The sequence below is a fragment of the Lagierella sp. ICN-221743 genome (genome assembly GCF_037890055.1).
Lineage (GTDB): Bacteria > Bacillota > Clostridia > Tissierellales > Peptoniphilaceae > Mediannikoviicoccus.
In genome coordinates this window covers 1-12,167 of record NZ_JBBKBD010000007.1, presented here as the reverse complement: position 1 = coordinate 12,167, position 12,167 = coordinate 1, and the positions used below count along the sequence as shown (strand labels likewise).

11 protein-coding genes are annotated in these 12,167 nt (G+C 30.8%); 5 read left to right on the top strand and 6 right to left on the bottom strand.

What is annotated here, in order from left to right; genetic code table 11:
• Positions 1-123: 123 nt before the first annotated feature.
• Together WKS98_RS04625 and WKS98_RS04620 are read left to right on the top strand one after the other, a co-directional pair.
• Positions 124-876, top strand: coding sequence for a DUF1287 domain-containing protein (locus WKS98_RS04625; protein WP_498917309.1), 753 nt, complete (start codon positions 124-126; stop codon positions 874-876).
• Between the two features lie 54 nt (positions 877-930).
• The gene (locus tag WKS98_RS04620; RefSeq protein ID WP_498917308.1) at positions 931-2,490 is read left to right on the top strand and encodes an ABC transporter ATP-binding protein; all 1,560 of its coding nucleotides are present in this window, start codon (positions 931-933) and stop codon (positions 2,488-2,490) included.
• A 21-nt stretch (positions 2,491-2,511) separates the two neighbouring features.
• Here the strand turns inward: WKS98_RS04620 and WKS98_RS04615 are convergent, their stop codons facing one another.
• From WKS98_RS04615 to WKS98_RS04590, 6 genes are all read right to left on the bottom strand, one after another.
• A complete protein-coding gene (locus WKS98_RS04615) occupies positions 2,512-2,793 on the bottom strand; it encodes a DUF5960 family protein (RefSeq protein ID WP_498917306.1) in 282 nt (93 codons plus the stop codon).
• Positions 2,790-3,140: a hypothetical protein gene (locus WKS98_RS04610; protein WP_498917304.1), complete on the bottom strand. Its 351-nt coding sequence runs from the start codon at positions 3,138-3,140 to the stop codon at positions 2,790-2,792. The genes WKS98_RS04615 and WKS98_RS04610 overlap by 4 nt, the downstream gene beginning before the upstream one ends.
• Positions 3,137-4,549 (bottom strand): Y-family DNA polymerase, encoded by a 1,413-nt coding sequence (locus WKS98_RS04605; RefSeq protein ID WP_498917302.1) that lies wholly within the window; start codon positions 4,547-4,549, stop codon positions 3,137-3,139. Before WKS98_RS04605 ends, WKS98_RS04610 begins: the two co-directional genes overlap by 4 nt.
• A gap of 20 nt (positions 4,550-4,569) precedes the next feature.
• Complete coding sequence (locus WKS98_RS04600; RefSeq protein WP_498917300.1) at positions 4,570-5,127, bottom strand: ImmA/IrrE family metallo-endopeptidase; 558 nt, start codon at positions 5,125-5,127, stop codon at positions 4,570-4,572.
• Between the two features lie 28 nt (positions 5,128-5,155).
• Positions 5,156-5,569 carry a helix-turn-helix domain-containing protein gene (locus WKS98_RS04595; RefSeq protein WP_498917298.1) on the bottom strand — a complete coding sequence of 138 codons (414 nt, stop codon included), beginning with the start codon at positions 5,567-5,569 and terminating at the stop codon, positions 5,156-5,158.
• Positions 5,570-6,017: 448 nt separating this feature from the next.
• Positions 6,018-6,980, bottom strand: a complete 963-nt coding sequence (locus tag WKS98_RS04590) for a helix-turn-helix domain-containing protein (RefSeq protein ID WP_498917296.1) — start codon at positions 6,978-6,980, stop codon at positions 6,018-6,020.
• A gap of 189 nt (positions 6,981-7,169) precedes the next feature.
• On the opposite strand from WKS98_RS04590, the gene WKS98_RS04585 reads away from it, so the two are divergent.
• The 3 genes from WKS98_RS04585 to WKS98_RS04575 are packed head-to-tail and all read left to right on the top strand — an operon-like array spanning position 7,170 to position 11,984.
• Positions 7,170-8,924, top strand: a complete 1,755-nt coding sequence (locus tag WKS98_RS04585) for an ABC transporter ATP-binding protein (RefSeq protein ID WP_498917294.1) — start codon at positions 7,170-7,172, stop codon at positions 8,922-8,924.
• Positions 8,908-10,629, top strand: coding sequence for an ABC transporter ATP-binding protein (locus WKS98_RS04580; RefSeq protein WP_498917293.1), 1,722 nt, complete (start codon positions 8,908-8,910; stop codon positions 10,627-10,629). Before WKS98_RS04585 ends, WKS98_RS04580 begins: the two co-directional genes overlap by 17 nt.
• Positions 10,630-10,640: 11 nt before the next feature.
• A complete protein-coding gene (locus WKS98_RS04575; RefSeq protein ID WP_498917291.1) occupies positions 10,641-11,984 on the top strand; it encodes an MATE family efflux transporter in 1,344 nt (447 codons plus the stop codon).
• The last annotated feature ends 183 nt before the right edge of the window (positions 11,985-12,167 follow it).

Below are 12,167 nucleotides of genomic sequence, written 5' to 3'. Positions count from 1 at the left end.
CTCCTCTCATACATTCTACATCTAATATAAAAACATTAAAAGGGTGAAAATTGTTACAATATGTCAAAGTTAGTGAAATATAATGAAATAAAGTATAAAATAGAGCTAAGAAAAGGTGGCGACATGAAAACAGAAAAAAGATATATTATAATTCCAATTTTAATAATAACAGCCCTATTTGTTCTATTTCTTTACAAAAGTGAAGATGCAAGAATTATTTTAAATGGACCAATCTTTAGTAGATTTTTATTTGAAGATGGAAAGAATAAAGAATTTAAAAAATTAAATATAAAATCAAACTCCGATTACAATGAAAATGGAATAGATGACTATACGGACTTTGTAAACGGCGCAAGAAAAGATGCAAAAAACCATCCAAAATACGTTCCCGATTATGTAAAAGATAACAATGGCTATCCAGATAAATATAGCGGCGTTTGCACCGATGTCATTTGGCGAGCCTTTAGAGAAGCAGGTTACTCTTTAAGATCCATGCTAATTAAAGATATAGAAAGGTCCCCACAGAACTACCCAATGGTGAAAAAGCCCGACAACAACATTGACTTTAGAAGAGTTAAGACATTAAGACCATTTTTTGAAAATTACTGCAAAGTTTTGACAAATAAATTAAAAGATCCAAAGGACTTCCAACCAGGAGATATTATAATCTTTGGACCAAACGACTTTCATATAGGAATGTGTTCAGACAATAGAAATGACGAAGGTTTTCCATTTATATTTCACAATGGAGGACAGCTTAAGAGAGAAGACGACTACATTAAACGCTCCCCAATAATGGGACATTACAGATTTGAAAGGGAAAATATTCCAACTGATGTAATAGTTCCATGGGATGAAGATGAATATAAACAGTAGAACATTCGAAACTATATAAAGGTATATGATTTTATATAGTTAAATGAGGAAATTATGATAAGAGATAAATATAAAAATAATTTTTCTAAAATTTTATTACTATTTTTAGCAGGGATAATCGTAGGAAGTTTAAGTATATTTCCCATGATTTTCATTCAAAAGGTAATAGATTATTTAACAATGGGTAACACAAGTGAATTTATAAAAAACATAATCTTTTATTCACTGGTATATATTTTTGTTAATATGTTTAGGATTATTCTTGTTAACTTTGGTTCAAAATTTGAACTTAATTTGAATAGAGACATAAGAGATGAAATTGTTGAGAGCATTCTTAGCACAAAGATTGACCTACTAGAAAAAGCTGGGCAAAGTAATATTTTTAACGTTATAATTGATGATTTAAAATCTCTTGATGACAAACTTATACCTCTTGTTTTTGAATTAGGTTTTTCAATATCAAGTTTTGTAATTGGTTCGATTATAATAATAAAATATGACTATATTATGTTATTTGCTATGATTTTAATTTCTGCTATTTCAACTATTGTAATTCAAAAGATTTTAAAGAATTCAGAAATAGCATCTAAAAAAAGTCAAATTCAAAGACTTAATGTTATAAATAAATTTTTTGACATAATCGTAGGTGCTAGAGACATTAAATTATTTAACAAAGAGAAAGTTTTTACTAGTGAATTTTACAAAGAAAACCATGAGTTAAATATTCTGGATAAAAAAATTGTAAACATTAAAAATATATCTCAAGCTCTTGTAAGTTTACTATTTAATCTTATTATGGCTATTTTAATTTTTATTGGAGGCATGCGTGTTAGCCAAGGTAGTTTATCTGTTGGTGCATTAATCGCAATCATTTTATATGCATCAATGATTACTGATCCAATATTTAATATAATAGAAAATCAAAAAGAAATTTCTGCTTTTAAGAACTCCGTTAAGAGAATAGATGAGACATTTGAAATCATAGAGAAGGAAAATACAAATTTAATTGAAGATTTTACTAAAATTGAATTTAAAGATGTTTCATTAAATTATGGAGATAATCATATTTTAGAAAATTTTAATTTAAGCATAAATAAAGGTGATAAATTAAAGATAAATGGAAGGACTGGATCAGGGAAATCTACTATTGCAAAATTAATTACCAATATGTACAAGGCGACTTCTGGTAATATATATATTGATGGCAAAGAAAATAAAACAGTATCCCTATCAGCAGTTTTTCAAGAAAATAAATTATTTAATATGTCAATTGTAGATAACATTACATTTAAAGCTAATGTGGAGGAAGATAAATTAAATCATATCATTAAAATCTGTAGATTAGATGAAGTTATCAAAAAATATCAAACAAAGGACATAGGATTTGATAATAGTACTCTATCTGGTGGAGAAAGGACAAGAGTTTTAATAGCAAGAGCACTGTATAAGGAATGTGAACTATATATCTTTGATGAAATTAGTACAGGACTAGATGAAACTCTTTTCTACGAAATACTTGATGATATTATGAAATACTTAGAATCAAAAACAGTCATTATCATTGACCATAAAAATATTGATGAAAATTACTTTACAAAAAATATTTCCATATAAAAAGCCCACCTATTGGTGGGTTTATCTACATTGATGGCCTAAGTAGGAATATACTATAATATTTTTATTTTCCTCAATATGGTTTCTCTTAAAGAAAAAGTAATGTTCTTTTTTGTCCTTTGAATTTTTATTGTTAAGCATAAAGTAATTTTTATTGGACGAACTTAAGCAGTGGAGAATATCATCAACTAAAAAAGTAAGGGGAATATTGGTATCTACAAATTCATAAAAATCTTCCTCAAATTTCTCATAGTTATTTGAAAAGTAATCAAATTGAATACTGTTTTTTTGTAATTCATTCATGATTCATTCTCCAAGAGTTTTAATCTAATGATATTTTTACATAGAATCTTCTTAACTGCCGATTCCGTTCTAAAATAGATGCTTAAATTTTCCATATCTATTATTTTACCAATATAGGGCTTGTAATTTTCATTAGTATATAAAGCAATTTCTAGATTGTTTAAATAGACCTGTCCCAAGAGCATAAGAATTTCTTCTTCCTTCATCTTTTTTGAAAAATCTATTTCATTTCCCATTTGTAATAGGGCACTAGTGTGTTCAGAAATGAAAAAGCCCATCCACTTTACCATTCCTCTATCCAGATACTTTCTTGCTGATTCATATTTAAGATAATCCCTTAAAATCATATGATACCGTCCATTCCACCAGCATGGCCACCGATTAATTTACTTCTTTCAATAACCCTAGATCCTTCCATTAGTGAAAATCCAGGAAGGACAGAGGTATAACCAAACTTATCTCTTATTTCATCAAATGTCTTATCTAAAATTTCTTGTTTTTGTAACTCCCGTACATCATCTAAAAGAGTATAATTAAAAAAACTGTCATCGACTAATTTGCCATAGGTCACACCGATATTTCTAACGGCGCCACCCCTATACCTTTCCCTAAAGAGTTTTATTACTTCCCTTGATAAAACTTTAGTGGAATTTGTTAGATTTATACTCCTTTGAGCCTTAATAGACTTAATGTCTTCCTTATATGAAAAACCGATGTAAATGGAAATTCGACCAGTTTTTTTATTCTTTTTTCTAATTCTTGTGGCAACTTGCTCTGCCATTTCCCTTAAAACTATTTCAATTTCACTTTGACTGTGGTAGTCCCTTGGTAGAACTTGTGAATTGCCATAACTTTTTGATCTTGCTATATAGGTGACATTTACCTTAGATTCATCAACGCCATTTGCATGAAACCAAAGCTGCACACCGATTACACCAAATTCCTTTTTTAAAATATCCACATTATAATTAGCCAAGTCCCTAATTGAATAAATTCCAAGTCTATTTAGCCTTGCAGCCGTTCTACTTCCAATTCCCCAAAAGTCCGTAAGATTTTTTATATTCCACACCTTAGTTTCCACATCTTCATAGGACCAGTTTGCCCTCATTTGCCTTGTGGTCTTTGCCTCATTATCAAGGGCCAGTTTAGCAAGTAATGGATTAGCATTGCTCATTCCAACCGTTGAATAAATACCAGTCTCCTTCCAAATTTCATTTTGAATCTTTGCTGAAACACAGTCCAACTTATCCTTCTTAGTCATGTTTTTATTAGAGACAAAATAATTTAACGACCCTGTTAAATCAATAAATGATTCATCAATAGAATAGGGATGTACTTCATCCTTTGGAGCATAATTTTGAAAAACTTTTTGAATTTTTAAATTTTCTTCAATATATAAGCTCATTCTTGGAGGGACAATCAAAGTCTTTTCCGCCCATTTTTCCACATAGTCAATGTATTCTTTTGTAATATCTAACTTTTGATTTTTTGCATTTTCAAAGGAAAATTTTCTAGTTTGGATATCAAAGGGGAGATCCCTAGCTCTACCAACATTTTTCTTACCAAAAACCCTTTTAAAAGTGGGGCTACTGGCAAGGGTAAGCCCAGAAGAATTATCCGAGTTACTCATTACACAAAGTGATGTAGTAAGAGGATTTAGATTTCTTTTAACACATTCAACGCTGGCATAAAAACTTTTCATATCAACAAAAGCAATATCAGATTTTGGTTCTAAAGAATAATCAATAATACTCATAACCCCTCCTTCTACTACTTTTAAAAAATCTCTTCGTTTCCCTTATCAGTTCCATCAATTTTAGTAAAGAACTGATTATTATGAGGCAAATCTAGCCGATTAATTGGATAGCCCATTCTATACATTTCATTTAATTTAAATATCATTAGATTGATGTTTACATTGAAAATTTTTGAAAGATTTTCATAATCTTCGCCAAGTAAAATATGTTCCATAAGTTCATCTTCGTCAATTAAAAGATGGGAAGCAAATATATTTGCTTCAAGCTCAGTGGAGTTAGTTATATTGAAAAGTTCGTATTCAAAAATTTCCTTTTTTCTAGCCAAATTGCCGTGGTAGATATTGTGTCCAAGCTCATGGGCAAAGACCATATTTAAAATCCTTTCATCAACATATGGATTGTAAAACACAAATTCATTTCTAAGAATAACCTTGTACATTCCCAATAACTTCGTTTTTTCCTTAAAGGGAATAAGCATTACATTTCTTTCTTGCAAAATAATTTGAGGGTCCCTAGTACCATGCAAGCTTATTAAATTTTGTACATCATCATATATTGTTGATATTTGATTACTCATGAAACCCTCCTTTCAACAATACTCCAATTTATTCTTCTTCAATTCTAAACTTCTTCGGCGTATATTTCTTGTTTTCTATTTTTGCCATATAAAAAGCTTCCTGCATAGCATTTAATATGGTTGCCTTATCTTCCTCAGGAAGTTCGCCACCGGCCATTAGTCCAATCACGCCATTGACTATGTCTTCAGCACCCTTTGCTCCTTTATAACCAAATTCCTTTTTAACATTAAGTAAAAAATTGGTCTCTTGAGATAAAAAATAGTCCGCTTCAACATCAAGGGCAATAGCTAGCTTTTCATAATACTTTTCAGAGCGGGGAACAGTTTCACCCAGTTCATACCTCGATATAGATTTTATAGAGATACCAGATTTTTTTGAAAGCTCTTCTTGAGTTAAGTTCTTTTTTATTCTTAAGTCCTTTAATTTTGTGGCAAAGTTCATACTCATCCTCCTTTATGGTCATTTAAAGTCCAAATGTTTCTAAAATACAAGTCACTTAACGACTTAATAATACTTAATAAGACTTTTAATGACTATATTATACTTTTAAAGTCCTATTAAGTCAATTAAAGTTTTAAAATATGTATAGTTATGGATGAAGATGGATGGGAATAAAAGTTAAGTTGAATTATGGTAGTAATTTTATTGATTAAAAATAAATATTTCTAGAATTAAACCAGGAAGTATTTGAGAGATTTTTAAAATAGTAGAAAGAAATGGAGGTTGAAAGATATGATTTAATATTGATAAATTTAGCTATTTTTAGCATCAGACTAAGAGTACCATGACTTAAAGGTCTTATATTGTTCCTAATAGGGTAGAGTTACACACCAATATATATTTAGACGCACATAATATATGGGTGTGTAACTGGTAAAATAAATTTTTATTAATCACAGTACTCGCATTTTAAATTATGATGATTGCAAGTTAAATCGCGTACCTCGCTAGGAAGCTTTCCCTTGTATCTTTTATAATAGATAGAAAATTTGCTAGCAGATGAATATCCAACAGATTCTGCTATCTCTTTTATAGGTAGTTCAGTGTTTAAAAGAAGAATCTCAGCAACATTCATTCTTTTTCTTTGAGTGTACTCTGTAATACTTTGACCATATTTTTCTTTGAACAAATTTTTTAATTTAGTTCCACTCATTTTAGATATTTTTTCAAGGATTCCTTGATTTACATTCGTTGCAAAATGATCTTCTAAAAATCTAGCCACATCTTCAAGCGCTTTATCATCATCAATTTGAATTTTATATTTTTTTCTATTTAAGTACGTATCAATCACTATACTTATCCACTCATTTGCCTTTGCATTAAAGAAAAAATCAGCGGCAGGAGCGTCCATCCTACAATTTAAAATTTCCATTGCCACTTTTTCTAAGGACTTTGTAAGTATTATTTGATTTGTTTGGAGCAAAGTGGAATAAAAAGATTCTGAATCAATATTAATGGCTGATAGGTGTTTTTCTAGAAGCTCTCTTTTAAAGCCTATAGAAACGGCAAGATAATAACAGTTCTCGTGTAATAAAAACAGAAAGTCATCTTTTATATTGTCAAAATCAAAAGTGCATAATGAGTTAGAAGTCAAAGTTTGATATGGATTAAATTTTTCGCCATTTGCACTGACTATGTAGCTTGTGTAAATTGAAACATAATCTTCCATACTATAAGTGCTATTTTGAACTACTTCCTCTCTGATATAAAAATCATGTATATCAATAATGAAGCCATCTCCTTCATAAAACCAATACAGGCCTTCTGCATAAGTTAAATCTTCTTTATTCCAACAAAAAGTGTGCCCTGCACTTGAATATTTCTTATTGTTTTTACATTCATCTACTTTCATATAATATTTTACAAAATCTTAGTAAGTCATAATGTACCTATCCCTTTTAGACAATATTCCAATTAGCCTTATATTTAACAAGTTATTGCATTACTGATTATAGCAGATGTATACTGTAAAAGCAATGATAATTAATATCATTAAATGAAAATTAATCTAAAAGGAATATCAAAGAAAGGAGATAAGATTATGAAGATTTACAAAAAACTATTTGCTTATGTGCAGGATAAAAAATATCTTGGTTTTTTAGCTATAGTCTTTTCTGCTATATCTGCTGTACTTACGGTATATGGATTTTATTTAATCTACAAATTTCTGGATAATTTAATAATTAATTCAGGTTTATCTGGTGCAGAGAGCATAGCATTAAAATCTGTTATCACACTAACATGTGGAGCAATATTTTATTCTGTTTCAGGAACATGTTCTCACATACTAGGTTTTAGGCTTGAAACAAATTTAAGAAAAAGGGGGATAGACGGCTTAGAGAAAGCAAGTTTTAGGTTCTTTGACTTAAATCCATCTGGTCAAATAAGAAAGATCATAGATGACAACGCCGCGCAAACTCATCAGGTTGTAGCTCACATGATTCCCGATAGTTCTCAGGCAATAGTTACACCCGTACTTGTACTTGCACTCGGCTTTATAGTAAGTATAAGAGTTGGCATAACTTTGCTTGCTCTTACCATAATCGATGGCTTAATTTTAGGTGCAATGATGGGAGAGCAAGAATTTATGAAGATATACCAAGAAGCTCTATCTAAACTAAGTGCAGAGACTGTTGAATACGTTAGAGGTATGCAGGTAGTAAAGATATTTAGAGCAAATGTAGAGTCATTTAAAAGCTTTTACAAGGCGATAAAAGATTACTCGAAGTATGCTTATAATTATACACTATCTTGTAAAAAACCTTATATTTTGTACCAATGGCTATTTTTTGGTTTAATTGCAATTTTAATTATTCCTATAGTTTATTTTATGACTAGCTTAGGCAGCGCCAAGGTGATTTTACTTGAGCTTATTATGATTTTATTTTTATCAGGAGTTCTCTTTGTTTCATTTATGAGAATGATGTGGTACTCTATGTACATTTCTCAAGGCAATTATGCAGTAGATACTTTAGAGGCACTTTACAATGATATGCAAAAAGATAAATTGGTCCATGGCAATGTCAATAATTTTAAAAACTACAATATAGAATTTGACAAGGTAAGCTTTGCTTATAACGACAAAGCTGTCATTGAAAATTTATCCTTTAAATTAGAAGAAGGAAAGTCCTATGCACTAGTCGGTTCATCTGGATCAGGCAAATCAACTGTAGCGAAACTTATATCGGGTTTTTACAATGTTAATCATGGAAGCATAAAGATAGGCGGGATTCCAATAAGTGAATATTCTGACGAAGCCTTAATTAAAGCTATTTCCTTTGTTTTTCAAGATTCGAAATTATTCAAGAAAACTATTTATGATAACGTCGCTTTAGCTAATAAAAATGCAGGCAAAGATGACGTTATGAGAGCCTTAAAATTAGCAGGATGCGATTTGATACTAGACAAATTCCCAGAAAGAGAAAACACAGTCATAGGCTCAAAAGGAGTTTATTTATCAGGTGGAGAAAAACAAAGAATTGCAATTGCTAGAGCAATTTTAAAGGATTCCAAAATTATTATTATGGATGAAGCATCAGCATCTATTGACCCAGATAACGAGTTTGAATTGCAAAAAGCTTTCAAAAATCTGATGAAGGATAAAACGGTTATCATGATTGCACACAGACTATCTACAATTAAAGACCTTGATGAAGTTATTGTAATGGATAGTGGAAAAATTATAGAAAGAGGTTCTGACAAAGAATTAATGTCAATTGATACAAAGTATAAGAGACTGCAAGAACTCTTTAACAGTGCGAATGAATGGAGGGTTTCAAATGAAGGAGTTTTATAAAAAAAGATTTGCTCTTACAGATAAAGGAGCAAGAAATTTAAGTAAAGCAACACTGGCTTCATTTTTCGTTTATTGTATAAACATGCTTCCTGCCATATTACTAATGATTTTTGCTCAGGAAGTTTTGGAAAATATTGTTAAAAGCAAGGGATTTTATATAGCATTCTCAGCCTTGACCTTGATAGCAATGTATATTTTGCTTTCTATCGAATATGATAAATTATTTAGCACAACCTATCAAGAAAGTGCGGACTTAAGAATAAGGACAGCAGAGAATTTATCAAAACTACCTCTATCATACTTTTCTAAACATGATATTTCAGACCTAGCGCAAACAATCATGTCTGACATTGAAGGAATAGAGCATGCAATGAGCCACTCGATACCAAAAGTGGGCGGTATGGCACTCTTCTTCCCACTAATATCCATTATGATGCTAGTGAGCAATGTGAAGATGGGTTTAGCTGTAATTATACCAACGATATTAAGCTTTATATTTATACCACTATCTAAAAAACATCAGGTTAAGGGACAAAAAAGATATTATGACGTCTTAAGAGAAAACTCAGAAAGCTTTCAAGAAAATATCGAGATGCAAATGGAGATCAAAGCCTATGGCTTATCAGAGGAAATGAAAGATAAGCTATATGAAAAAATGGATAAAAGTGAAAAAGTGCACTTAAAGACAGAGATAGGACTTATTTTAATTATGTCATTTTCATCAATTTTTAGCTTTATTTCCCTTGCTGTTGTGATATTTGTTGGTGTAAATTTAATTATTAATAAAGAAATAAGCCCTCTATACCTCGTAGGCTATTTACTAGCAGCTATGAAGATAAAAGACGCTCTTGATGCATCTAAAGAGGGAATGATGGAGATATTTTATTTATCGCCTAAAATTGAAAGATTAAAAGAAATTCAAAATCAAGATTTACAAGAAGGCGATGACTATGAACTAAAAAAATTTGACATTGATTTAAAAGATATTGAATTTGCCTACAATAAAGACACAAAAGTTTTAAATGGTGTAAGCTTTAAAGCTAAGCAGGGAGAGGTAACTGCTTTAGTAGGAGCAAGTGGCTGTGGCAAAACAACTATATTGAAACTTATATCAAGACTTTATGATTACGACAAGGGACAAATCTTAATCGATGGCAAAGATATAAAAGAAATATCAACAGAATCCCTTTTTGATAAGGTGTCTATTGTTTTCCAAGATGTAGTTCTATTTAATCAAAGCGTTATGGAAAATATTAGGATCGGAAAGCAAGATGCAAGTGACGAAGAAGTTAAAAGAGCAGCAAAACTTGCAAACTGCACAGATTTTATAGAAAAAATGGATAAGGGTTTCGATACAGTTATTGGTGAAAACGGTGCTGAACTATCAGGCGGAGAAAGACAAAGGTTATCAATAGCCAGAGCCTTCTTAAAAGATGCACCGATATTGATCTTAGACGAGATAGCAGCAAGCCTTGATGTTGACAATGAGAAAAAAATTCAAGAGTCTTTAAATAATCTAATTAAAGATAAAACAGTTGTCATCATTTCACACAGAATGAAATCCATAGAAAATGCAGACAAGATTGTAGTTCTTGAAAACGGAAAATTAGAAAGTGAAGGCAAACATGAAGAGCTTATACAAAAATCAAAAGTTTACAAGAATTTAATAGAAAAAACAAAAATGGCAGAAGAGTTTATATATTGAAGAAATTAAAAATGAAACAAAACATGAAAGAACAGTTATTGACCAAGAAGCCATTGTCTTTAATGTTTCAATTATCTATACCAGCAGTAATTGGCATGGTGATTATAGGTCTATACCCACTTATGGATGGAATATTTGCTGGACAAATAATTGGTGAGAACGCTATGGCGGCTTGCTCAATAGCTATGCCACTTACCTTTTTTAATAATGGGATTGCAACGCTTATAGGGATAGGTTCGGCATCAATTTTATCAAGAGCCATGGGAAAGGGTGATAATAATACTATAGACAAGCTTATGGGAAATCTTATCTATTGGATTATATTTTTTTCAACGATCATAACAATAGGAGGAATGCTTCTAGGACCATATTTTTTAGATTTAATTGGAGCAACAGGAGAAATAAAAGCATTAGGCATAAGGTATTTAAGAATAATATTTCTAGGCTCAATTTTTGTAAACTTTACCCAGTCAGCCAATATGGTTATGCGTGGTGAAGGACTTATGAAAAGAGCAATGAGTATCATGGGACTTGGTGCCTTTATCAATATAGCTCTTGATCCAATACTAATGAAATTAATGGGTGATTATGCCATTGAGGGAGCAGCTATAGCAACTGTAACAGCACAAATAATTCAAGCGGTTATTACTCTTTATTATTTTAAGAGTAAAAGTGAAAATGTAAAAATAAGAAAAATAAAAAAAGAAAAAGATATATCAAAGGAAATGTTTGGAGTAGGAGTATCAGCTATGATCATGCAAGTATTTTTCATGGTTCAACAAACATTGCTTTATAGACAAGCTTTTAGATATGGAGGAGATCCAAATGCAATATTAATGTCGGCAACTTTGAGATTTTATGGATTTTCATTTATACCAATTTGGGGAATGAGTCAGGGGTTACAGCCGATTATTGGTACAAACTTTGGAGCAAAACAATACGATAGAGTAAAGGAAACTATGAATATATTTTCTATAGGAGGAACAGTACTTGCAGCAATTTTTTGGTTACCAGCACAAGTATTTTCAAAACAGTTACTTGGTTTATTTAAAGTAAGTCAGGATATAATTTCAAGCGGAGTTAATAATTTCAGAATGTTCTATTCAGTATTTATTCTTTATGGAATTATGATTATGACAATAACTTTTTTCCAAGCGATAGGGGATGGAAAAAAAGCTGGAATGATTGTAATGTTAAGACAGCTAATACTACTTGTTCCAGCCTTACTTATATTGCCAAGAGTATTTGGAGCAGGGGCTGTTTGGTGGACAGAACCAGTTGTAGATTTTACTATGATAATGGTAGGTTTAGCAATGCAAGCAAAGGCTCTTTCAAATATGAATGTAAATAATTAAAAATAAAATAAAGAGAAAAACAAAAATGACAGAAGAATTTATTTATTAGGAGGCCAGGAGCAAAGACTTGCAATAGCATTTCTTACGTTTAAGGATTCTACGTTTGTTTATTTCGACGAACATACAAGTGGTATGGATTATTCCAATATGATAAAAATTTGGGCAGTCTTCGGACTGCCTTTA

Coding starts and splice junctions, on each gene's coding strand:
- WKS98_RS04625 (WP_498917309.1), top strand. CDS start 124: ATGAAAACAGAAAAAAGATATATTATAATTCCAATTTTAATAATAACA.
- WKS98_RS04610 (WP_498917304.1), bottom strand. CDS start 3,140: ATGATTTTAAGGGATTATCTTAAATATGAATCAGCAAGAAAGTATCTG.
- WKS98_RS04620 (WP_498917308.1), top strand. CDS start 931: ATGATAAGAGATAAATATAAAAATAATTTTTCTAAAATTTTATTACTA.
- WKS98_RS04580 (WP_498917293.1), top strand. CDS start 8,908: ATGAAGGAGTTTTATAAAAAAAGATTTGCTCTTACAGATAAAGGAGCA.
- WKS98_RS04575 (WP_498917291.1), top strand. CDS start 10,641: ATGAAACAAAACATGAAAGAACAGTTATTGACCAAGAAGCCATTGTCT.
- WKS98_RS04605 (WP_498917302.1), bottom strand. CDS start 4,549: ATGAGTATTATTGATTATTCTTTAGAACCAAAATCTGATATTGCTTTT.
- WKS98_RS04585 (WP_498917294.1), top strand. CDS start 7,170: ATGAAGATTTACAAAAAACTATTTGCTTATGTGCAGGATAAAAAATAT.
- WKS98_RS04595 (WP_498917298.1), bottom strand. CDS start 5,569: ATGAACTTTGCCACAAAATTAAAGGACTTAAGAATAAAAAAGAACTTA.
- WKS98_RS04600 (WP_498917300.1), bottom strand. CDS start 5,127: ATGAGTAATCAAATATCAACAATATATGATGATGTACAAAATTTAATA.
- WKS98_RS04590 (WP_498917296.1), bottom strand. CDS start 6,980: ATGAAAGTAGATGAATGTAAAAACAATAAGAAATATTCAAGTGCAGGG.
- WKS98_RS04615 (WP_498917306.1), bottom strand. CDS start 2,793: ATGAATGAATTACAAAAAAACAGTATTCAATTTGATTACTTTTCAAAT.